Source organism: Burkholderia sp. IDO3, from assembly GCF_003366075.1.
Taxonomy (GTDB): Bacteria; Pseudomonadota; Gammaproteobacteria; order Burkholderiales; family Burkholderiaceae; genus Burkholderia; species Burkholderia anthina.
Genome location: NZ_CP028963.1, coordinates 2183436 through 2205717, shown reverse-complemented (window position 1 = coordinate 2205717; position 22282 = coordinate 2183436). Strand labels below are relative to the sequence as shown.

23 protein-coding genes are annotated in these 22282 nt (G+C 65.9%); 11 read left to right on the top strand and 12 right to left on the bottom strand.

Going from position 1 to position 22282, the window contains the following annotated elements:
• Window positions 1-132 precede the first annotated feature (132 nt).
• On the top strand, window positions 133-906 hold the full coding sequence (locus tag DCN14_RS24875) for a nucleotide-binding protein (protein WP_205212600.1): 774 nt from the start codon (window positions 133-135) through the stop codon (window positions 904-906).
• 562 nt (window positions 907-1468) lie between these two features.
• Here DCN14_RS24875 and DCN14_RS24865 read toward each other — a convergent pair.
• Complete coding sequence (locus DCN14_RS24865) at window positions 1469-2443, bottom strand: LysR family transcriptional regulator (protein WP_240327333.1); 975 nt, start codon at window positions 2441-2443, stop codon at window positions 1469-1471.
• Here DCN14_RS24865 and DCN14_RS24860 point away from each other — a divergent pair.
• Window positions 2395-3216 carry an NAD(P)H-dependent oxidoreductase gene (locus tag DCN14_RS24860; RefSeq protein WP_240327331.1) on the top strand — a complete coding sequence of 274 codons (822 nt, stop codon included), beginning with the start codon at window positions 2395-2397 and terminating at the stop codon, window positions 3214-3216. The two genes, DCN14_RS24865 and DCN14_RS24860, sit on opposite strands and share 49 nt — an antisense overlap.
• A 24-nt stretch (window positions 3217-3240) precedes the next feature.
• Here DCN14_RS24860 and DCN14_RS24855 read toward each other — a convergent pair whose 3' ends face one another.
• Complete coding sequence (locus DCN14_RS24855) at window positions 3241-4407, bottom strand: pyridoxal phosphate-dependent aminotransferase (protein WP_096503265.1); 1167 nt, start codon at window positions 4405-4407, stop codon at window positions 3241-3243.
• Window positions 4408-4460: 53 nt separating this feature from the next.
• Between DCN14_RS24855 and DCN14_RS24850 the strand changes: the two genes are divergently transcribed.
• A complete protein-coding gene (locus DCN14_RS24850) occupies window positions 4461-5108 on the top strand; it encodes a GntR family transcriptional regulator (RefSeq protein WP_096503263.1) in 648 nt (215 codons plus the stop codon).
• A 255-nt stretch (window positions 5109-5363) separates the two neighbouring features.
• Window positions 5364-5951 carry an RNA 2',3'-cyclic phosphodiesterase gene (gene thpR, locus DCN14_RS24845; protein ID WP_096503261.1) on the top strand — a complete coding sequence of 196 codons (588 nt, stop codon included), beginning with the start codon at window positions 5364-5366 and terminating at the stop codon, window positions 5949-5951.
• Window positions 5952-5960: 9 nt separating this feature from the next.
• Here the strand turns inward: thpR and DCN14_RS24840 are convergent, their stop codons facing one another.
• The 10 genes from DCN14_RS24840 to DCN14_RS24795 form a co-directional block, all read right to left on the bottom strand.
• The gene (locus tag DCN14_RS24840) at window positions 5961-6443 is read right to left on the bottom strand and encodes an NUDIX hydrolase (protein WP_096503259.1); all 483 of its coding nucleotides are present in this window, start codon (window positions 6441-6443) and stop codon (window positions 5961-5963) included.
• 49 nt (window positions 6444-6492) lie between these two features.
• Window positions 6493-7377, bottom strand: a complete 885-nt coding sequence (locus DCN14_RS24835; protein WP_096503257.1) for an NAD(P)-dependent oxidoreductase — start codon at window positions 7375-7377, stop codon at window positions 6493-6495.
• Window positions 7378-7537: 160 nt separating this feature from the next.
• Entirely contained in the window at window positions 7538-7879 is a 342-nt protein-coding gene (locus tag DCN14_RS24830; protein ID WP_096503255.1) for a gamma-butyrobetaine hydroxylase-like domain-containing protein, read from the bottom strand.
• Complete coding sequence (locus DCN14_RS24825) at window positions 7876-8871, bottom strand: HEAT repeat domain-containing protein (RefSeq protein ID WP_096503253.1); 996 nt, start codon at window positions 8869-8871, stop codon at window positions 7876-7878. The genes DCN14_RS24830 and DCN14_RS24825 overlap by 4 nt, the downstream gene beginning before the upstream one ends.
• Before the next feature lie 32 nt (window positions 8872-8903).
• Window positions 8904-9692, bottom strand: a complete 789-nt coding sequence (locus tag DCN14_RS24820) for an ABC transporter ATP-binding protein (protein ID WP_096503251.1) — start codon at window positions 9690-9692, stop codon at window positions 8904-8906.
• The gene (locus DCN14_RS24815; protein WP_096503249.1) at window positions 9689-10564 is read right to left on the bottom strand and encodes an ABC transporter permease; all 876 of its coding nucleotides are present in this window, start codon (window positions 10562-10564) and stop codon (window positions 9689-9691) included. Before DCN14_RS24815 ends, DCN14_RS24820 begins: the two co-directional genes overlap by 4 nt.
• A 37-nt stretch (window positions 10565-10601) precedes the next feature.
• Window positions 10602-12026, bottom strand: a complete 1425-nt coding sequence (locus DCN14_RS24810) for an ABC transporter substrate-binding protein (protein WP_096503247.1) — start codon at window positions 12024-12026, stop codon at window positions 10602-10604.
• Between the two features lie 38 nt (window positions 12027-12064).
• Window positions 12065-12310 (bottom strand): ferredoxin family protein, encoded by a 246-nt coding sequence (locus DCN14_RS24805; RefSeq protein ID WP_096503245.1) that lies wholly within the window; start codon window positions 12308-12310, stop codon window positions 12065-12067.
• A 17-nt stretch (window positions 12311-12327) separates the two neighbouring features.
• A complete protein-coding gene (locus DCN14_RS24800) occupies window positions 12328-14067 on the bottom strand; it encodes a fumarate reductase/succinate dehydrogenase flavoprotein subunit (RefSeq protein ID WP_096503243.1) in 1740 nt (579 codons plus the stop codon).
• Window positions 14067-14834: a GntR family transcriptional regulator gene (locus tag DCN14_RS24795; RefSeq protein ID WP_096503241.1), complete on the bottom strand. Its 768-nt coding sequence runs from the start codon at window positions 14832-14834 to the stop codon at window positions 14067-14069. The genes DCN14_RS24800 and DCN14_RS24795 overlap by 1 nt, the downstream gene beginning before the upstream one ends.
• Window positions 14835-15180: 346 nt before the next feature.
• Between DCN14_RS24795 and DCN14_RS24790 the strand changes: the two genes are divergently transcribed.
• The 7 genes from DCN14_RS24790 (at window position 15181) to DCN14_RS24760 (ending at window position 22191) form a co-directional block, all read left to right on the top strand.
• Window positions 15181-16392, top strand: coding sequence for an MFS transporter (locus DCN14_RS24790; RefSeq protein ID WP_096503239.1), 1212 nt, complete (start codon window positions 15181-15183; stop codon window positions 16390-16392).
• A gap of 275 nt (window positions 16393-16667) precedes the next feature.
• On the top strand, window positions 16668-17069 hold the full coding sequence (locus DCN14_RS24785; RefSeq protein WP_096503237.1) for a DnaJ family domain-containing protein: 402 nt from the start codon (window positions 16668-16670) through the stop codon (window positions 17067-17069).
• The gene (gene tadA, locus DCN14_RS24780) at window positions 17066-17641 is read left to right on the top strand and encodes a tRNA adenosine(34) deaminase TadA (RefSeq protein WP_096503235.1); all 576 of its coding nucleotides are present in this window, start codon (window positions 17066-17068) and stop codon (window positions 17639-17641) included. The genes DCN14_RS24785 and tadA overlap by 4 nt, the downstream gene beginning before the upstream one ends.
• A 113-nt stretch (window positions 17642-17754) precedes the next feature.
• Window positions 17755-18693 carry a muramoyltetrapeptide carboxypeptidase gene (ldcA, locus tag DCN14_RS24775; RefSeq protein WP_096503233.1) on the top strand — a complete coding sequence of 313 codons (939 nt, stop codon included), beginning with the start codon at window positions 17755-17757 and terminating at the stop codon, window positions 18691-18693.
• Window positions 18694-19014: 321 nt separating this feature from the next.
• Window positions 19015-19719, top strand: a complete 705-nt coding sequence (locus DCN14_RS24770; RefSeq protein ID WP_096503231.1) for a GntR family transcriptional regulator — start codon at window positions 19015-19017, stop codon at window positions 19717-19719.
• A 149-nt stretch (window positions 19720-19868) separates the two neighbouring features.
• Window positions 19869-21353: an NCS1 family nucleobase:cation symporter-1 gene (locus DCN14_RS24765; protein ID WP_096503229.1), complete on the top strand. Its 1485-nt coding sequence runs from the start codon at window positions 19869-19871 to the stop codon at window positions 21351-21353.
• A 10-nt stretch (window positions 21354-21363) separates the two neighbouring features.
• Complete coding sequence (locus DCN14_RS24760) at window positions 21364-22191, top strand: aspartate/glutamate racemase family protein (protein ID WP_096503227.1); 828 nt, start codon at window positions 21364-21366, stop codon at window positions 22189-22191.
• The last annotated feature ends 91 nt before the right edge of the window (window positions 22192-22282 follow it).

Sequence of the window (22282 nt, the reverse complement as noted above, 5' to 3'; positions counted from 1 at the left end):
CTTGGGCGGCGACTAACGGCGAATGGGGGCTGCTATCTGACGGCTGAGAGGTAGGACCAAGACATGAATTTGCCGGTAACATGCTGTAGTTGAACCAACAAGAGGCCAATAATGGAAGACGTTGGAACTGCTATGGCAAAGCTTGCCGGCATTCGCAAAGCTGTTACCGCAGCTTTGGATGAAATGCTCCTGACGCGAGGCCGCGAAAAGGTGCCACGCAGGAGTTTTGACCCGGATTCAGTCGAGCATCATTTCAAGCAGGCTGCGAACCAGATCGAAAAACTGCGCGAATTCCTACCGCAGCTATATGGAGACTTCCAGCAGATCGCCACGGAGCCAACGACGGAAGTAGTCCTGTTGGAAAAGGGTGGGGAGAAGCGGCTTTTCTACGGTCGAGAGCAGGTTGAGAGGCTAGGGCGCGACATTGACCAAGTGCTGGAGATTCGTGCGAACAGCGAGCTTTCACAGCCGGCGGCACAGGATGCCAAAGAACTCAAGCGCGTTTTCATTTCACACGGTCGATCAAACGACTGGCGGGAAGTTCAAGCGTACATCGAGAAGGACATTGGCCTTGCGACGCTGGAACTTGCGCAAGAGCCAAGCGCCGGGCAAACGATCATTGAGAAGCTTGAGAACAACGCTTCTTCCTGCGACAGCGCCGTGATCGTGATGACCGGCGATGACACGGACGACGAAGGCAAGGCTCGTGTGCGCGAGAATGTCATGCACGAGATCGGATATTTTCAAGCCAAGTACGGTCGATCCCGTGTTTGCGTTTTGCACGAAGAGGCCGTGAGCATTCCAACGAACCTGTCCGGCGTAGTCTACGTGCCGTTCCCCAAAGGCAACGTCAGCGCGTCGTTCGGCGTACTTGTTCGTGAGTTGAAGGCCACATACAAGCTGTGAATTTTCGCGTTTTCTGGTCAGGGTATTTTCCGGGGTATCGGCCAAAGTGACGTTTTGAAAACGCAACAAAATCAGTATGTTGCAAGCGCCGTTTATGACTGAGTGGGAGTGAATTGACGTCCTTCGAAGACTATCGCCAGCTATCGAAAAACTGTCGTGACGTGTTGATTTTCAAGTCAATGCGTCGCGGCACCTATCGGCGGCTATCCGCCGGCCAGCAAAAAAGGCTGACGATAAATCTGACGGTAAGAACCGAGGCCGACATTCGCATTCACGATTCAGACTTTTACCGTCCTTGACGGTAAAAGTCTTCTCGGGAAAGCTTGTTTTACACGGCTTTCCGAGCATCAACAGATATCCCGATCCCTGACGCTGTACTAGCAATCTGAAGCCCAAATCCAAGATTTATATAAGGCTTCTGATCCTGCCCGTCGCTGCCATTGTCCTGCGGTGCCGATGAGCGGCCTTTCTCGCGCGCCATCAAGTATTTCGTGATCCACTTGCACAGCAGGTTGGCATGTCGTGCGCGCGAAGCGTCGATACGCGGGCCGGTATCGCTGCGCTACGCGCCGGCGAGACGTGCTTGCAGCGTATCGATCGACGCCGCGACGAACGACGAGAACGCACGAATCCTGGCGGTCTTGCGAAGATCCGGATGAGTCAGCATCCACAGGTCCGTCGCCAGTGCATCGATCCGGCCGCCGATTCGCACCAGATCGCGATCACCGTCGACCAGATAGCACGGCAGCACGACCGCGCCAAGGCCCTCGCGCGCTGCGGCGAGCAGGCCGAGCAATGTATCGACCCGATACGCGCAACGCGTGTCAGCCCCCTGCGCGCACATCCATTGTTCCAGCGAACGGTAGCCCATCTTCGGGTCCGGGCCGATCCATTCCAGATCATCGCCACGTGCGCGCCACGCCGGCGTCGCATAAATGGCTTGCGCGATTGTCCCGATCTGGCGGCCGATCAATGTGCCCGGAGGCGACGACGACGGGCGGATCGCGACATCGGCCTCGCGCTTCGACAGATCGAATACCGTGTTCGACACGGACACCTCAAGCGCGATTTCCGGGTAGGCGCGCCGGAATGCGGCAAACAGCGGCGACAGCAGCCCCGACAGCAGCGTGTCGGTTGTCGTCACGCGGACGGTGCCCAACGGGCGCGCGTCGCGACCGGCCACGCGTCGCTCGATGCCATTGACCTCGTCCTGGATCCTTGCGGCGGCAGCTGCGACATCCTCGCCGTCCGGCGTAGGCACATAACCGGTCCGAGACCGCTCGAACAGCCTGACGCGCAGCCCCGTCTCGATCGCCGACAGTCGGCGGAACACTGTCGCGTGGCTGGTTCCGAGTAGTCGCGCAGCACCTGCGAGCGACCCGGTCCGCGAAACGGCCAGCACCAATCTCAGATCGTCCCATGACATTCGCTGTTCATTCATGCAAACCTCGTTTGCGAAGTTGGCCGGTTCCCGCGCATTTTCGCCGCGTGTACCGTAGCAAGCATATACCGGCCACCGCAGCAGCGAGATCGCCACATCCTTTACACCATCGAGGATCGTCGCAAATGAACACACTGATCGTCCATTGCCACCCGGAAGCACGTTCGTTCAACGCTGCGCTGCGCGACACCGCAGCGCAGGCGATGCGCACGCTCGGCCATGAAATTGACGTGTCGGATCTATACGCAGAAGCCTTCGATCCGGTCGAGGCGCCGCGCCATTACCGGTGCCGCGCGAACGACGACGTTTTTTCCGCGCTGGCCGAGCAGCGCCACGCGAGCGCGCACGACACGCTGCCCGAGGACGTTCGTCGGGAAATCGGCCGGCTCGAGCAGGCCGACCTTGTGATTTTCCAGTTTCCGATCTGGTGGCATGCTGCGCCCGCGATGCTGAAGGGATGGTTCGATCGCGTGTTCGTGAACGGTGGCTTGTACACCGGCAGTCGGCGTTACGATCATGGCCATTTCCGCGGGCGGCGCGCAATTTGTTCGGTCACGACCGGCGCGCCGGCGGCAACATTCGCCCCGGATGGGCGCAGCGGCGACATCGACCTGTTGCTGTGGCCGATCCACTATTCGTTGTACTACATGGGCTACGACGTGTTGAAGCCGGTGCTTGCGCACGGCGTGCAAGACACGCGCGGCGGCTATGCGTATCAGGCCGATGCGCCGTTCATCGCCGAGCTGGCCACGCATCGTGAAAACCTTGCCCGCCGCCTCGCGAACTGGCAGACGGATACGCCGCTCCGCTTTCCCGGATGGGATGACTGGGACGAGCATGGTGTGCTGAAACCCGGGGTCACCGGGTAAGGCGTCGGAGCATGCTTGCCAGTTTCAGCCGCCGTCAAGCGCACGGCGAACCTTGTCGCCGAGGTTGCGCAAACGCTCGACAGGCTCATTGGAAAACACGAATCGAATGTAGTCGTCTCCGTGTTGGCGTCCCCATCCCGCCATGCCTGTCGCGCAGACTCCACGGGCGAACAGGCGTTGCGCCATTTGCTCGCCGGTCAGGCCAAACTCCGAGACGCGCAACAACATCGACCAGCCTCCCGCCGGCATGCCGAATGGCAATCCCGCGAGCGCGTTCGCAATCGTGTCGCGCCGGCGCTCGAGCTCGGCGACATAAGCGGGCAAATCCTGGTTGGAGCGCTCCAGTGCGACGGACACCGCTTCCTGCGCGATGCCGACGGGTACCACGACGTTGGCGAGCGACACGGCAATCAGGTCCGGCATGAGCCAAGCCGGCCCCACGATCCAGCCGACGCGCCAGCCAATCATGCGCAATTCCTTTGAGGCGGCGCCAACCGTTATCGTGCGATCCATCATCCCCGCGTAACCGGCGGGATGGATCACCTTGCGTCCATCGAACAGCAGCCGTTCCATTGCGCTATCGACGATCAGCAGAAGATCGTTGCGCACGCACAGTTCAGCGACGAGCGCCCAGTCTTCGGAATCCAATACGCCGCCGGAGGGCATCGAGGGCGACATCAGAAGCATCGCGCGCGTTCGCGGCCCAATGGCCGTCCGCAGCACCGCGCGGTTCAACTTCCATTCGCCTTCCTGATTAAAGTCGAACGGCACCTGACGCGGCGAGCCACCCGCCAGCCGGATCCGGTTCAACAACCCGGCGTAGGTCGGGTCCGTGACGATCACCTCGTCGCCGACCTCGATGGTGGCGAGCAGCACATTCAGGATGCCGGACAAGCCGCCCGCGGAAATCACGACGTTGTCGGCGGTGTAGGGCACGCCGGACAGCGCCGAGACATGCGCGGCAGCGGTCGCGCGCAATCGATCGTGGCCCACGAACGGCAGATAGGAATTGGCCGAATCGCGCACGACGGACGCCTGGGTTATTGCCAGCACTTCAGCCACTGGCGCGATGTCCGTGTCGAGATTCTCGAGGCGCAACAGGTCGCCGCCCGTGTGGTCGGCCAATGAACCCATTCGATCGACGCCAATACCGGCAATGTGCGCAAGACGTGCTGGGCGATTGCGACTCATGCGATCTCCATTTCGTGATAGATTATAGATAATCTACAAAAAGGATGTTCGCAATGAACTTCAATGTCAAGGAGAATCGTTCGATCGCCGGACAAATCGCGACGTCGCTGGCGGAGCGCATCATCTCGGGCGACATTGCGCCAGGCGAGCGCTTGCGTCAGGACGAACTGGCTATCCAGTTCGAGGCGAGCCACGTGCCCGTGCGCGAGGCCTTCAGACGACTCGAAGCGCAGGGTCTCGTCGTTTCGGAGCCGAGGCGCGGGGTGCGTGTGGCACCGCTTGATCCGCTGGCGGTGCGGGAGGTCGCGAAAATGCGGGCGGCGCTTGAAACGCTCGCGTTGCGCGAGTCCATGCCGGCGTTAGCCGACGCCGGCTTTGCCGACATTGATCGACTGCTCGACGACGAATCGTCCGAGCGCAGCGTGTTGCAACTCGAAGTGCTCAATCAGCGGTTGCATCGCGCGCTGGTCGAGCATTGCGCGATGCCGCGTCTACTCACCGCAATTGACGACCTGCATCGCGCCAGCACACGCCATTTATTCGCTGCGTGGAAACGGCTGGACTGGCAGTCCCAGTCGCATGATGGACACAAGCAGATTGTCGAGGCACTTCGTGTTCGCGATGTCGAAGCGGCCTGCGCGGCGCTCTCCAGCCATATTATTGGTGCGGGTGATGCGCTCGCGGCGGCACTTGAGCGCTGACTGCCGCAACCCGCACGCCAGGTGGGTAACGTGTCCGTATACACAGCCCACGAGTCAACGCGTTCCTTCGACGAAGCGTTGATCGGGATATTCGCCAAGGGGGCGAATGGGGCATGCCCCGGTAACGGATCACGGCATCGAACGATGCGAAATGCCCGGCAGGGGAACCTGCCGGGCATTTTCTATGCCGTGGGCACATGGTCGTCCGATTGACCATAATGGAAGCGTCATCTTCGGCGTATTTCCCATGCTGCCATGACCCAACTGACGCTACCCGGAATCGAAGCGGGCCGGCTGGAGCATCACCTGTTCTTCGCGGTGAAGCCCGATCCGGATACCGCCGCGCGCATCGCGGACCAGGCCGGCCGACTGCAGGCCGAGGTGCCCGTCGAAGGCCGGTTGCAGGACGCCGACCGTTTCCACATCACGTTGCAGTCGCTCGGGCCGTTCATGCAGGTGCCGTCGGGCGTCGCCGCACGTGCGTGCCTGGCGGCGCAACGCATCCACGTGGCGCCGTTCGACGTGACGTTCGACCGGATTCTCAGCTTCAAGGGCCGGCCGGGAAATTTTCCGTGGGTGCTGACCCCGGAGATCGCGCCGGGTGCATTGACTGCGTTCCATCAGAAACTGGTCGACGCGCTCAACTGGGCCGGGTTTCGCGCATCAGGCAGGCATTTCACGCCTCATGTCACGTTGTTGTATAGCGAACACCGATTCCGGCCGCGCGAGATTGCGCCGATTACGTGGCGCGTGCGCGAATTCGTGCTGATCGACAGCTGGTTCGGCAAGACACATCACGAAATCAAAGGGTGCTGGCCGTTGAGCGACGATGGCTTGCAGTAAGGGCGCCGCTCACGGACGGTTCGATCGGTCGATGTCCGCGGCCCGCGCGACGGCACGCAGCGCAACGCCGCGCACGCCCGCGCTCATCGGCAGATCGTCGCGTTCGAGTTCAACGAGATCGAACCAGCGTGCCTCCAGCGCGTCGTCGCCGGCAGCGGGCGTACCGCGCAGCCATCTGCACAGCACCGCGACCATCACGAAATGCTGGCGCACGCGGCCGGCGGCATCGTGATCGAATGAGTCGAGCGCGGTGAGTACGTCGAGCGCTTCGACGTCGAGCGTCGTCTCTTCGGCGATCTCGCGAACGATCGCGTCCGCGATCGGCTCGCCCGGTTCGATCTTGCCGCCGGGGAATCCCCACCGGCCCGCGTCCGGCGGATTCGCGCGCCGCACGAGCAGCACGTCGCGGTCGCGCAGCACGACGCCGATCACGGCAGGAACGGCACGCAGCGGCGATGCGTCGGCGGTCGGGGAGCGTGAGGGTTCGGACATGATCGGGTCTAGGCGCCAGCGGACGCGAACGGGTTGGTGTACCTGCGATTCATCGCACGTCGTTGCTGCGCTGCTCGATTGCATGAATTACGGCGACCATGTCGGACGAGCCGTATCCGGCTTGCTCGGTTTCGCCATAGAGCGCATGGCAGATGTCCAGCAGCGGCGACGCGATCCCGATGCCGCGCGCGGATTCGGCGACGAGCCGCGCGTTCTTCAGCACGTCGGTGATTGCCGCCTGCACGTCGAAGTTCGACGCGACGAGCTTGCCGAGCTTCACGCGCGACACGTCGCTTGCCATCGGGCCGGCGTTCAGCACGTCGGCGAAGCGCCCGAGATCGATGCCGTGGCGTTGCGCGAAATGCGTCGCTTCGGTCAGGCCCGTGACCATCGTGATCAGGAACAGGTTCACGGCGAGTTTCATCGTCAGCGCGGCCGGCACGTCGCCGCACACGAAGCTGTCGCGGCACAGCGGCTTCACGAGCGGGCGGATCGCGTCGACGTCTTCCGGCGCGCCGGCCAGCATCACGACGAGCTGTCCGGCTTCGGCCGGCTTGCGCGAACCCGACACCGGCGATTCGACGTAGCGGCCGGATGCGGCGGCGATTTCGTCGGCGAGCGCGCGCGAGTATTCGGGCGAATTCGTGCCCATGTTCACGATCGCGTGTCCGCCGACGCGTGCGGCGAAATCGGGCGTGCCGCGGGCGAGGACGGTATCGATCGCGGCGTCGTTCGCGAGCATCAGCAGCACGGTGCGGCACGCGTCGAACACGTCGTCGACGCGTTCGACGACTTGCGCGCCGGCATCGCGCAGCGCATCGTCGCTGCCGTGCGATCGGCTCCACACGACGAGCGGCGTGCCGGCCCGCGCGAGGTTGAGTGCCATCGGCGTGCCCATCACGCCGAGGCCGATGAATCCGACTGCCGTTTGCATGTCCGTGCTCCTTCGGGAAAGGGGAGTGCAGCGCGCAGGCGTCAGTATCGCAGCGTTTTCGGACTCGTGCGGGCGCGTGCCGGTGGGGTGCACTGAAGCCGTGCGGATCGCGACCCGGTGGGACGGTGAAACGGCAGATCGAAGGCCGTTCGTTCGGTATTCAGCCCGCGGACTCGTCGCGAGCATGCAAGCCGTGCGAAGCGAGGCCTGTATCCGGTCGGTCCTTGCCGAGTTCGACCAGATACGGCCACGGATAGATACCGCGCGCATGACCGTCGCCGAACAGCAGCCGGATGCCGTAGCCGGCCGCTTCGACACCGTCCAGCATCAGGCCCGGTTGCGCGCGAACGCTGCCGCCGTCGAACCGGATTTTCCTGCACGCGGCGCACGGACAATCGCGGCGCAACCGCGCATAGCCGATGCGTTGCGTAGCGCCATCCGGCCAGCGCAGCGTCAGCGCGCGGGCCGCATGGTCGAGCAGGATCTCGGTCGGCGCGATCATCGTGCGTCTCCTTCGATCTGCGCGATGGCGATCCGCACGGCCTTGCGGACTTCGGGATCGCGATCCTCCAGCGCGTCATGCAATGCGGGCAACGTCGCGGGATCGCGCAGTTCGCCGAGCGCGAGCGCGGCCTCCTTGCGCAGGTTGCTGATCGCATGCGCGAGCAAGGCGACGACGGCCGATGCTGCTGCGGCATCGTGCAACTGTCCGAGCGCGCGCACCGCACGCAATCGCACCTGCCAGTAATCGTCGTCGAGCGCGGCGACGAGCGGCGCACGCGCGGCCGCGATGCGCAGCTTGCCGAGCGTCGCGGCCGCTTCTTCGCGGACCTGCCATTCGGCGTCGCGCAACGCCGCAAGCAATGCGGTCGCGACGGCTGTGTCGCTCGATGCCGCAAATCCGACCGCGCCGACCGCGATGCGTCGTACGTCGGCATGAGCGTCGGCTGTCGCCACGCGGGCGAGCGGCGCGAGCCCGCGAGCGTCCTTGAGCCACCCGAGCACGGCGACGCCTTCCGCCCGCACGGCCGCCGCGTCCGCGTCGAGCGCGCGCAATGCCGGCGCGAACGCGTTGGGGTCGCGCAGTTCACGCAGCCCGCGCAGCACGGCGCCGCGCACGAACGGCTCCGGCCGTTCGGCCCAGCGGCACAGCACGGCACCGGAGGCCACGTCCTTCAGCTCGGACAGGCTTTGTGCAGCGGTCGCGCGTACACCGTCGTCCGGGTCGAGCAGCGCGTGACACAGCGCGTCGACGACGTCGGGCTGTTCCCACGCGCCGAGCACGCGCGCGGCTTCGCCGCGCACGTCGGCCGACGGATCGTCGCGCAGTGCCGCAACGAATGCCGGCACGAGATCGGGATCCTCGAGGTCGGCGAGTTCAAGGAGTGCAAGGCGGCGCACCGGTGCGTCGGGCGAACCGACGCGCGCGACGAGGCCGGCAAGGTCGGGATCGAACGCGCCGGGCAGCGGGAAAGCAGGAGAAGAAGCGGTCATGGGCAATAGGCGGAGCGGTGAGGGGCGCGCGATCAAACGGCGTCGCGCAGGAGCGCGAGGCAGCGGCGCTTGATGTCGACGAACGCGGACTCGGTGGTGCTGTCGTCGGTGCGCGGTCGTGCGAGCGGCACCGGGATGTCGGCGACGATGCGCGCGGGCCGCGGCGACAGCATCAGGATGCGGTCGCCGAGAAACAGCGCTTCCTCGATGTCGTGCGTGACGAACAACACGGTCGTGCCGATGCGCGACCAGATGTCGAGCAGCAGCGTCTGCATCATGCGGCGCGTCTGCGCGTCGAGCGCGCCGAACGGTTCGTCCATCAGCAGGATGCGCGGCCGGTTGATCAGCACGCGGGCAATCTCGACGCGCTGCTGCATGCCGCCGGACAACTGCGCGGGGTAGTGCGCGCCGTAGTCGCCGAGCCCGACGAGTTCGAGCAGCGCGGCGGCTTCGCGGCGGCGCTCGCGCGCAGGCACGCCTTTCATCTTCAGGCCGAATGCGACGTTGTCGATCACGCGCTTCCATGGAAACAGCGTGTGCTGCTGGAACACGAGCCCGCGATCGGGATGCGGGCGGTCGACCGGTTCGCCGTCGACGACGATCTCGCCGTGCGTGGCCTCGACGTGTCCGGCGAGCGCGCCGAGCAGCGTCGACTTTCCGCACCCGGACGGCCCGAGCACGCAGACGAATTCGCCGGGTGCGATGTCGACGTCGAGTGCATCGAGCGCCGCGAAGCGCGCATGCGGCGGCCCGAGTTCGATCGTCAGCGCACGTACGCCGACGCGGCCCGGTGCGGCCGTGGCAAGAGCGGCGGTGGTCATTGCCGGCCTCCACGCGGTGCGTACCACGGCGTGAGCGCCGTGCCGATTCGTTTGACGAGCAGGCTGCTGCCCATCCCGAGCAGGCCGATCAGCGCCATCCCGACGACGATGTCCGGATAGTTCTGCAACGTATAGGACTCCCATGTGAAATAGCCGATGCCGTACTGGCCCGCGATCATCTCGGCCGTGACGAGGCAGAACCACGCCGTGCCCATCCCGATCGACAGCCCCGTGAAGATCGCCGGCGCCGCGCCCGGCAGGATCACTTCCGCGTAGAGTGCGATGCCGCGCGTGCCGAGGCTGCGAGCGGTCGCGACGAGCCGCGGGTCGACGGCTTCGGCGCCGTGCACGGTGTTCAACAGGATCGGGAACAGCGCGCCGACGAACGTGATGAACATCATGCTCAGTTCGGACGACGGAAACATCAGGATCGCGAGCGGAATCCACGCGACGGCCGGAATCGGCCGCAGCACTTCGAGCGGCGGCAGCAGCGTGTCTTCGAGCGCACGATAGCGGCCGATCGCGAGCCCGAGACCGACGCCGGCGAATGCCGCCGCGACGAAGCCGGCGAGTACGCGCGTGATGCTCGCGAACAGGTGCATCGGCAGCTTCGGCGAATGCAGCAGCGACCATAGCGCAGGCCCGACGTCGGCCGGCGCCGGCACGTTCGCGAACGTGACGATGCCGAGCGACAGCCGCCACTGGACGGCCGCCTGCCACAGCGCGACGCACGCGACGAGCGATGCGATTCGCCATGCGCGGCGGCGCAACGAGGTCGGGCGCGCATGCGCGGCGGCATGCGTGGTGCGGGTGTCGCCGGCGCGCGGCGATTCGGAGAGACGGCGTTTGGCAAGCTCGACGGTGGCGGCCATGCGGATATCCGGTGTCGGTGAAGAGGGCGGGGAAGGTTCAGCGCGATGCAAGCGCTTGCGCGGCGCCGGTCTTCGCGGCCGCGTAGTCGACGACCGAACCGGACACCCGCTGTGCGTACGCATCTGCGCTCGTTTTCAGCAGGAATGCGCTCAACGCGCCGTGCGCGTCCTTCACGTACCACGCCTGGTCTGCGAACAGCTTCAGCCCGCTCGCATGGTCGTGCACGAAGACCGCACGCACCTTCGCGGCCGGGCCGAGCTTGCCGAGCGCAGTGAACGCGGCTGCGGGGCTCGCATAGTGACGCACGGGTTCGTCGTCGACCAGCCAGACCTGTGCGACGTCGTTGAAGTCGCGGATCGGCTTGCCCGTCGTCGCGTCGTTCGCGACGAGCGGCTGCTTGCCGTAGTGTTTCAGCGCGGCGTCGTAGTCGAGCCCCGACGCCTTGAAGGCGGCGCGGATATAGCGGTCGTCGATGAAGGTCGCAGGATCGGGCGCGGTGTCGGTCTTCTTCAGCAGCTTGAGCGTGTCGATGGCGGTCGCGACGGCCTGCCGGTATTCGGGCTTCCACGTGAGATCGCGGGTCTGGATGCCGAGCGGCCCGTGATACAGATAGTCGACCGGCGCCTCGATGCCGGTGACCTTTTCGATCAGCAGGCTGTATTTCTCGGGATTCTGCGCAAGCAGGCGGTTCGCTTCGATCGCGGCGCGCAGGTACGCGACGACCACCTCCGGATAGCGCTGCGCGTAGTCCGCGTCGACGAGCGCGCCGTGGAAAGTCGGCGCATGGGTTTGCGCACCGTCGTAGATCTTGCGCGCGATGCCGCGATACGGGAACAGATCGGCAAACGGCACGAAGTCGGCATGCGCGTCGATCTTGCCGGCCTTCAATGCGCTGCCGGCCACTTCGGGCGCCTGCGTGACGATGTTCACGTCGGTATCGGGGTTCCAGCCCTGCGCCTTGATCGCGCGCAGCAGCATCCCGTGCGAGGTCGACGCGAACGGCACCGAGATCGTCTTGCCCTTGAGGTCCGCGAGCGAGCGCACCGGCGAACCGGTCGGCACGACGATCCCGTTGCCGCTGCCTTCGATGCTGCCGTCGAGCACGGTGATGAACACGCTCTTGCGGCCGGCCTTGCGGAACGCCGCACCGTTCAGCGCACCGGGGAAATCGGCCATCGCGCCGAAGTCGAGCTTGCCGGCGACCATCTCGTTGGTCAGCGGTGCGCCGGACGTGAAGTCCTTCCACTGCACGTCGTACTTCACGTCCTGGTACTTGCCGGTGTGCGGCAGATATTTGTCGAGCAGATGCAGCTCGCGAATCAGCAGGCCGCCGGTCGCGCAGTTGATCGTCGTGTCCTGCGTGCCGATCGCGACGCGGATCGTTTCGGCGTGCGCGAGGCCGGCGGCCGACAGCGCGAGCGAGGCGGCGAGGAGGTGGAACATCCGTAGCGTAGGGTTCATGTGTCGTAGGTCCGATGGTGGGGAAGCGGCGCGCCGGGTCAGCGCAGCAGGTACGGGATGTCGACCTTGACCGCGCCGGTCGGGCAGTCGCGTTCGCACGGCATGCAGTACCAGCATTCGTCGAACTGCATGTAGGCCTTGCCCTTGGTCACGTCGATCGCGAGCAGGTCGAGCGGGCACACGTCGACGCAGACGGTGCAGCCCTTGTCGGCGATGCAGCGGTCCTCGTCGATCGTCACGGGCGCGCTGCTGCGCAGAAAGATGTCGTGCGGGGTATGGGACACGGTAAGGCTCCTCGGAATCACAGGGCGGCCGCGAGTGCGGCCGGTTCGCGGATGCGCAGGTGCGCGTAGGCGCTGCGCTCGTCGTCGGCGAGCGGCACGATGTAGGGTTCGACCGGACGCTTCTCGCTGCGCATCGCACCGTCGGCACCTTTGCGCAGCCACGTGTGGCAGAACCATTCCGCGTCGTTGCGATGCGGGAAATCGACGCGATGGTGGTACAGTCCCCAGCGGCTTTCGGTACGGAACAGCGACGCACGCGCAGCCATTTCGGCGCAGTCGCGGATCGCCCGCACTTCGGCGGCACGCATCAGTTCGTGCGGATGGTTCGCCTTGATTTCTTCGATATCCTCAATAATTCCGTCAAAACGTTGCAGGCCGATTTCCATCTTGCGCGTCACCTTCGGCGGTTGCAGGTAATCGTTCACCATGCGGCGCAGCTTGTATTCGACCTGCGCGGGCGCGAGGCCGCGTTCGCGCGTGAGCGGCGCGAGCACGCGGGTGCGCTCGGCCGCGACCTGCGCGTCGTCCACCGGCGCGTGATCGCGTCCGGCCACGTAGTCGGCCGCGTTCTGCCCGGCGAACCAGCCGTACGTGAACGCGCCGAGCATGTAGTTGTGCGGTACGGCCGCCATGTCGCCGGCTGCATAGAGCCCCGGCACGGTCGTTTCCGCGCGGGCGTTCACGTACACGCCGGACGCGCTGTGCCCGCTGCAGAAGCCGATCTCGGAGATGTGCATCTCGACCATCTGCTGCCGGTAGTCGGTGCCGCGCCCCGCATGGAAGCGGCCGCGGCTCGGCCGCTCGTTGGTGTGCAGGATCTGCTCGATGGTCTGGATCGTTTCTTCCGCGAGGTGGTCGAGCTTCAGGAACACCGGGCCGTTGCCGCTTTGCAGTTCCTGGTAGAACTCCCACATCATCTGGCCGCTCCAGTAGTCGCACTCGATGAAGCGTTCGCCCTTGCCGTTCGCGGTGAAGCCGCCGAGCGGGCCCGTCACGTAAGCGCAGGCCGGCCCGTTGTAGTCCTTGATCAGCGGATTGATCTGGAAGCACTCGAGGTTCGCGAGTGCGGCGCCCGCGTGGTAGGCCATCGCGTAGCCGTCGCCCGCATTGGTCGGGTTTTCGTACGTGCCCATCAGGTAGCCGGACGCCGGCAGCCCGAGGCGGCCGGCCGCGCCGCAGCACAGAATCACGGCCTTCGCGCGGATCACGTGAAAATCCGCCGTGCGGCAGTCGAAGCCGAGTACGCCGCTCGCGCGGCCTTGCGCGTCGGTCAGCACGCGCGTCGCGACGATCCGGTTCGTGATCGCGATGCGCGCGCGCTTCAACTGCCGGTACAGCACCTTCTTGATATCGTGTCCTTCCGGCATCGGCAGCACGTACGAGCCCATGTGATGGACCTTCTTCACCGCGTAGTCGCCGGTGCCGTCCTTCTCGAACTTCACCCCCCAGCGGTCGAGCTGTTCGATCGTCGCGAAGCTGTGCGTCGCGTATGCATGCACGGCCTCCTGGTCGACGATCCCGTCGTTGGCGATCGTGATTTCGCGCGTGTACTGTTCGGGCGTCGCATGGCCGGGGATCACCGCGTTGTTCAGTCCGTCCATCCCCATCGAGATCGCGCCGCTGCGCTTCACGTGCGCCTTCTCCAGCAACAGCACGCGCAGCGACGGGTCGCGCTCCTTCGCCTTGATCGCCGCCATCGGGCCGGCCGTGCCGCCGCCGACCACGACGATGTCGTATTCGAGTACATGGGTATTCATCACGGGTTCCTTGCAGGTTGGCGAGTCTTCTGCCGGTCGATGCGCAACCGGTACTGGAAGGCGTCGCCGCGGAAGTAGAGGTATTCGTAGTCGATCGGCGTACCCGACGCGTCGTGCGTGAGCCGCTCGATGCGCAGCACCGGGCTGCTTTCCTCGACGCGCAGCGCGTCGACGATCTCGTCGTCGGCGAGGATCGCGTCGATCGACACGTCGGCGTGGCCGAGCGGCACGCCGCAGTCGTTTTCCAGGATCAGGAAGATGTCGCGGGTCGCGAGATCGGCGCCGGCGAGCCGCTTGCCGAGCGCTTCGGGCACCCACGTCTGTTCGAGCGACACGGGCTCGCGGTTCAAGAGCCGCACGCGGTGGATCTCGACGAGCGGCGCACCTTCCGGCACGTTCAGTTTCGTCGCGAGATGGCGATCGGCCTTGACGGTGCGAAAGCTGCGCAGCTGGTTGACGATCTCGTAGCCCATCGACGACATCGCTTCGGCAAAGCCCTGCAGCGACGTCACGTTCTGGAATGCCTTCGGCTTCGACACGAACGTGCCCTTGCCGTGCAGCTTGAACAGCAGGCCTTCCTTCTGCAGGTCGCCGAGCGCCTGGCGCACCGTGATGCGGCTCACGTCGAACATCGCGCAGAGTTCGTGCTCGGACGGCATCCGGCTGTGCGGCGCATAGGTGCCGTCGAGGATGCGCGCGCGCAGCGTGTCCTTGATCTGCACGTAGAGCGGGGCCGTCGATAGCGGCACGACGTTGGGTGGGGTCATCGGTCAACTTGTTATGACAAGAAGACTGGAGTGTAGTGAGCGGGCTCGCGCGCCCAAACCAACTATTTCTGATTTCGACTTTCCGATTCCGGAAAAGCGGGGTGGGGTTCCGTGGACCGAATGATGGGGGCCGATGCCGGGCGGCACGTCGATCGGTCCCCCTGGCCGCTTGCCACGCGCGGAAATCGGCCGACAATCGGAAATTCGCGGCTGGCGTGCCGCGCGTGTCGATTTCCCGATGTGTCGTTCGTCGTATCGATGTCGACCGGATGGCGTCGCCGCGCCCGTGCGCGAACGCTGCCCGGTTCCCCGTCGATGGCTGCTGGACAGAGAAAGGAGCTACCGGATGCCGGATTCCCGATACCGTTGGGTGATCGTCGCCGCGGGCGGCCTGCTGAGCTGCATCGCGATCGGCGCGATGTTTTCGCTGCCGGTGTTCCTGCGGGCCGTCGCGCGCGACACGGGGTGGTCGATGACCGGCATTTCGGCCGCGATGACGCTCGGCTTCATCGCGATGGCGTTCGCGAGCATCGCGTGGGGCAGCCTGTCGGACCGGATCGGCACGCGCGCGGTGGTCGCGACGGGCGCGGTGCTGCTGGCGGCGAGTCTCGCGCTCGCGAGCCGTGCGCCGTCGCTGCTCGCGTTCCAGCTGATTTTCGGACTGGGTGTCGGCAGTGCCGCCGCCGCGGTGTTCGCGCCGATGATGGCGTGCGTGACGGGCTGGTTCGACACGCACCGCAGCCTCGCGGTGTCGCTGGTGTCGGCCGGCATGGGGATGGCGCCGATGACGATGTCGCCGCTTGCCGCGTGGCTCGTGTCACGCGAAGACTGGCGCGCGTCGATGCTGACGATCGCCGTGCTGGCGGCCGCCGTGATGATCCCGGCGTCGCTGCTCGTACGCCGCCCGCCGGCGCTCGACCGCCCGCCTGCCGAACCGGTGGCGGCCGGTGCGCCCGCGCCGCTGTCGGTCGGCAACGCGCTGCGCTCGCCGCAGTTCGTCGTGCTGTTGCTGACCAATTTCTTCTGCTGCGCGACGCACTCCGGGCCGATCTTCCATACGGTCAGCTATGCGGTGACCTGCGGGATTCCGCTGATCGCCGCGGTGTCGATCTACAGCGTCGAAGGGCTCGCGGGGCTGGGCGGGCGGATCGCATTCGGGCTGCTCGGCGACCGTTTCGGCGCGAAGCGCATGCTGGCGGCCGGGTTGCTCGCGCAGGCGCTGGGCGCGCTCGGCTACTACTTCGTGCGCACGCTCGACGGGTTCTACGCGGTCGCGATGCTGTTCGGCTTCATTTATGCGGGCGTGATGCCGCTGTATTCGGTGCTCGCCCGCGAGAATTTTCCGCTGCGGATGATGGGCACCGTGATCGGCGGCAGCGCGATGGCCGGCAGCCTCGGGATGGCGGCGGGGCCCGTCGCGGGCGGCCTGATCGTCGATGCGCTCGGCAGCTACGGCTGGCTGTACATCGGATCGTTCGTGATCGGCATCGCCGCGTTCGCCGTGGCGATGATGTTCAGGCCGTTTCCGAAGGCGCCGTCGCAAACGGTTGCCGTGTGACCGGGCAGGATCACAAAGGCGGTGTCGGCAGCGAAACGAACGTCGATTTGCAAGGATACGAAATAAAAAAACGGGGGCGGACGCTGCCGGTCCGAAATGACACCAAACCCGCGCGGAGCCTGCTGCGGCGCAGCAGAGCGGCAAATCGCGTCGATCGGCACGCATGCGCGGCGATTCGGCCCCTAAAAAACACAATATCGAGCATACCTTCGAAGAGCCTGTCATCCGCGCGTCACCCTGCTAGAATTCGGCTGCCGCATTGTTCCGATTGACTGATGAGATTGCTTGACGCACTGGTCGAACAACGTATCGCCGCCGCCGCCGCGCGGGGCGAGTTCGACGACTTGCCGGGTGCTGGCGCGCCGCAGGCGCTGGACGACGACCTGCTCGTACCCGAGGAGGTGCGGGTGGCCAACCGTATCCTGAAGAACGCGGGTTTCGTGCCGCCGGCCGTCGAGCAACTGCGCGCGCTGCGCAATCTGCAGGACGAACTGCAGGCGGTCAGCGACCGGGCCGCGCGTTGCCGGCTGCAGGCGAAGATCCTCGCGCTCGACATGGCGCTCGAATCGCTGCGCGGCGGCCCGATGGTGATGCCGCGCGACTATTGCCGGCGCATCGCCGAACGTCTGTGCGAACGCGGGCTCGACGAAGTGTCGGCCGAAGCGGGGCCGATGTGAGCGCCGACGCGCTGCACCCCGCGGCAACCGAATCCGTCGCGCCTTCTCCTGTTTCCGAAGCCTCGCCCGTGTCGGCGCGCGATCTGCATTTCATGCGTCTCGCGCAGGCTGCCGCCGAAGAGGCGCGCGCGGCCGGCGAAGTGCCGGTCGGCGCGGTGCTCGTGCGCGGTGACGAAGTGATCGCGCGCGGCTTCAACCATCCGATCGGCGGGCACGACCCGTCGGCTCATGCGGAAATGGCCGCGCTGCGCATGGCCGCGCAGCATCTGCAGAATTACCGGATGCCCGGCTGCGAGCTGTACGTGACGCTCGAGCCGTGCCTGATGTGCGCGGGCGCGATCATGCATGCGCGCATCGCGCGCGTGGTGTACGGCGCCGCCGATCCGAAGACGGGTGCGTGCGGCAGCGTGATCGACGCGTTCGCCAATCCGCAGCTCAACCACCATACCGACGTGACCGGCGGCGTGCTCGCCGACGAGTGCGGCGCCGCGCTGAAGTCGTTCTTCGGGGAGCGCCGCCGCGCGCTGCGCGAAGCGCGGCTGGCCCGCGACGCGGCATCCGGCGCGTCATAAGCGCATCGCCTCGCGCAGCGGCCGGCTTCCGTGAGCGTCGCTGCGATCCCGGCCCGTGAACCGGAGACGGTTCGGACCCTCTAAGCAGGTTTGACGACCCGATACCTTTCGCCATGTCCTTCCAGCCCGCCGCGTCCTACACCATCCGCCTGCTGGCGCCCTCCGGTTATCCGCACGATCCCGATGCGATCAATCGCGCGCTCGAACGCCTGAGCGGTGCGCAGCATCGCATCGAGAACATCGAGGCGACGCAGCGCCGCTTTCAGCGTTTCGGCGGCACCGACGGCGAGCGGGCGGGGGACCTGAACCGCCTGGCGGATCCCGAGCGGCCGCTGCCGGACATCGCGCTCGCGGTGCGCGGCGGCTACGGCGCGGCGCGCATCCTGCACGGGCTCGACTATCTCGGGCTCGAGCGTCGCCTGCGCGACCAGCCGATCGCGCTCGTCGGCCACAGCGATTTCACCGCGATCCAGCTCGCGCTGTATGCGAAGGCGCGCATCAAGACCTTCGGCGGCCCGATGCTGTCGGCCGACTTCGGCGCCGAAACGCCGAGCGACTTCACGATGCAGCACTTCTGGCAGACGCTGTCGCAGCCGACCACGACGATCGTCGCCGAAGCGCCGCAGGTGCAGACCGTGAACGTGACGGGCACGCTGTGGGGCGGCAACCTCGCGATCCTCGCGTCGCTCGTCGGCACGCCGTACATGCCCGATATCGAAGGCGGCATCCTGTTCATCGAGGACGTCAACGAACAGCCGTTCCGGATCGAGCGGATGATCTATCAGCTGCACCTGTCGGGGCTGCTCGCGCGCCAGCAGGCGCTCGTGCTCGGCCAGTTCACCGGTGCGCGGCCGTTCGAATACGACAACGGCTACGACATGCAGGCGATGATCGACCAGGTGCGCTCGGTGGTCGGCATTCCGGTCGTCACGGGGCTGCAGTTCGGTCACGTGCCCGACCTGCTGACGCTGCCGTTCGGCGCGAAGGCGCAGCTCGTCGCGAATGCGCACGGCTTCCGGCTGACGCTGTCGGACTATCCGCATCTCGGCTGAGCCGGCCGGATGCGACGGTCGGGTACGATCGGAAGGCGGGATTTCCCGCCTTTTTCTTTAAGTAAATGCGCAACTAACGGTCTGGATTTTTCGTCGACACCGATCGAGTCGGCACCGTGTCACGCACCATTTTTGTCAACAAAACGACCGTGAGGGTATACGCCGTGATCGGCCGTGGGCAAGCCTGAGAGGCTTGATATGCATGGATTCGGAGCGGCACGCACCGATTCGGTACATCGAAACGCACGCCGATTGTGCGCATTTCGAGAAAAGAATTGTTGACAATCTTTATGTCCGTTCTAGGATGAGGACCATCACGCGATGCAGATCATGAACGAGCCCGATTCCCACCCGTCCGGCGCAGCCGGTCCCGAAGCGATCGCCGAGCGGATCCGTACCGCGATCCTCGAGCATCGGCTCGCGCCCGGCGCGAAGCTGACGGAAGCGCAGCTTTGCGACGTGTTCGGCGTGAAGCGCGGGCCGATCCGGCAGGCGCTCGCGCAGCTCGCGGCCGACAAGCTGGTCGATCTCGAGCCGAACCGCGGCGCGTTCGTCGCGAGCCCGACGCTGCAGGACGTGCACGAGGTGTTCGAAATGCGCCGGATCGTCGAGCTGGCCGTCGTCGAGCGGCTCGCGACGGGCCCGGGCGCGAAGCGGCTGAAGGGCGTCGCCGCGCTGATCGACAAGGAACGCCGTGCGTTCGAGCGGCACGACTTCGCGGCATGGATCCGCCTGTCGGGCGAATTCCATACGGCGCTCGCGGCGCTGACGGGCAATGCGACGCTCTGCGAGTGCCTCGACGGGCTCGTCGCACGCTCGACGCTGATGTCGGCGCTGTACGAATCGCACGGGCGCAGCCCGTGCTCGTGCGACGACCACGACGAGATCCTGACCGCGCTGGAAGCGGGAGATCCGAAGCGGGCGGTGACGCTGATGGCGCACCACCTGCAGCATGTCGAACTGAAGATGCTGGATCGGCCCGCGCAAGGGCAGGTCGATTTGCGCGAAGTGTTCGGCGGCGCCTGAGCGGCGACGCGAACCCGGCCGCGCGCCACAGAACGAGAGCAATGCAGGCCGGCGGTATCTGCCGCCGGCTGCCAGTCCGACTCCGGGCGACGATCCGGAGCGATATCGATGACGGTGGAGCGGCTGTCCGGCCGCGTCAAGGAGAAGTCATGGCTCAGTTCAGTGTCGCGCACGACAGCGCGTATCCGGCGGAAGAAGGCGGCGAGGGCAGCGATCCCACGTTGCCGGACGGCTATAGCAGACGTTTGTATAACGAAGATTTGGCACCCCTAAAAAATCAGACGTGGGGTTCGTACAACATCTTCGCGTTCTGGATGTCGGATGTGCACAGCGTCGGCGGCTATGTGTTCGCGGGCAGCCTGTTCGCACTCGGGCTGACGAGCTGGCAGGTGCTGATCGCGCTGATCGTCGGCATCACGATCGTGAACCGGCTGTGCAACCTGATCGCGCGGCCGAGCCAGCAGATCGGCGTGCCGTATCCGGTCGCCTGCCGTGCGACGTTCGGCGTGCTCGGCGCGAACGTGCCGGCCGTGCTCCGCGGGTTGATCGCGATCGCGTGGTACGGCATCCAGACCTATCTCGCGTCCAGCGCGCTCGTGATCGTCGTGCTGAAGTTCTTTCCGCAATGGATGCCGTACGCCGACGTCCATCGCTACGGCTTTCTCGGGCTGTCGGCGATCGGCTGGGCCGGCTTCATGCTGCTGTGGGTGCTGCAGGCGTTCGTGTTCTGGAACGGGATGGAGACGATCAAGAAGTTCATCGACTTCGCGGGCCCGGCCGTCTACGTCGTGATGTTCATCCTGGCCGGCTACATGGTGTGGCGCGCGGGCTGGCGCAACATCGGCATCAACCTCGGCGGCGTCAAGTATCACGGCGCGGAAGTGATCCCGGTGATGATCACGGCCGTGTCGCTCGTCGTGTCGTACTTCTCCGGGCCGATGCTGAATTTCGGCGACTTCTCGCGCTACTGCCGCTCGTTCGGCGAAGTGAAGCGCGGCAACTTCTGGGGGTTGCCCGTCAACTTCCTCGCGTTCTCGCTCGTCACGGTGATCACGACGGCCGCGACGCTGCCGGTGTTCGGCGAACTCATCACCGATCCAGTCGAGACGGTCGGTCGCATCGACCATCCGACCGCCGTGATCCTCGGCGCGCTGACCTTCACGATCGCGACGATCGGCATCAACATCGTCGCGAACTTCGTGTCGCCGGCGTTCGACTTCTCGAACGTCGCGCCGCGGCTGATCAGCTGGCGCGCGGGCGGGATGCTCGCGGCCGTCGCATCGATCTTCATCACGCCGTGGAACCTGTTCAACAACCCGGCGGTGATCCACTACACGCTCGACGTGCTCGGCGCGTTCATCGGTCCGCTGTACGGCGTGCTGGTCGCCGACTTCTACCTCGTCAAGCGCGGCCGGCTCGTGCGCGACGATCTCTACACGATGTCGGAGCGCGGCGCGTACTGGTACACGGGCGGCGTGAACCGCCGCGCGCTCGCGGCGCTGTTGCCGGCCGCGGTGATCGCGATCGTTTGCGTGATGGTGCCGGGCTGGCAGGCCGCCGCGAACTTCTCGTGGTTCATCGGCGCGGGGCTCGGCTTCCTGTTCTACCGGCTGCTCGTGAACGCGAAGGCCTGAGGAGCGCGCGATGAAGATCAAGCTGATCAATCCGAATACGACGCAGCGGATGACCGACGCGATGGGGCGTTGCGCGCGCGAAGTCGCGGCCGCGGGCACGGAAGTCGTCGCCGTGAGCCCGCCGATGGGGCCGCCGTCGATCGAAGGGTATTACGACGAGGCGCTCGCGACGCCGGGGCTCCTGGCCGAGATCGTGCACGGCGAGCGCGAAGGTGTCGATGCCTACGTGATCGCGTGTTTCGGCGACCCGGGCCTATATGCGGCGCGCGAGGTCGCGCGCGGGCCGGTGATCGGAATCGCCGAGGCGGCGATGCACGCGGCCAGCGTGCTCGCGCCGGGCTTCTCGGTCGTCACGACGCTGGCGCGCACGTGCGGGATGGCGTGGCATCTTGCCGAGCGCTACGGGATGAAGCGGTTCTGCCGCAACGTGCGCGCGACCGACGTGGCCGTGCTCGAGCTCGACCGGCCCGGCTCGGCCGCGCGGCGCATCATCGTCGACGAATGCCGGCGCGCGCTCGACGAGGACGGCGCCGACGCGATCGTGCTCGGCTGCGCCGGGATGGCCGAGTTCGCGCACGAGATCGAGCAGCAGATCGGCGCGCCGGTGGTCGAGGGCGTCACGGCGGCCGTCAAGTGGGCCGAGGCGCTCGTGTCGCTGCGGCTCGCGACCGCGAAGCGCGGCGACTACGCGCGGCCGCTGCCTAAGCGCTACGACGGCGAATTCGCGCGGTTCAGCCCGCCGGACGACCTGCCGGCGGCCGTCGCCACGGCCCGCAGCGGGGTTGCCGCACCGGAACCGGTCCCGAATTTGCCGCAACCGCACATACACTCCGTCTGACATGCACTATCTGCGCCGCTGTATGGGCGCGTATGAACCTTTTCGCTACACTGGGCCGTCATCGCATCGGCCCGCACGGCGTCCCTCCGGC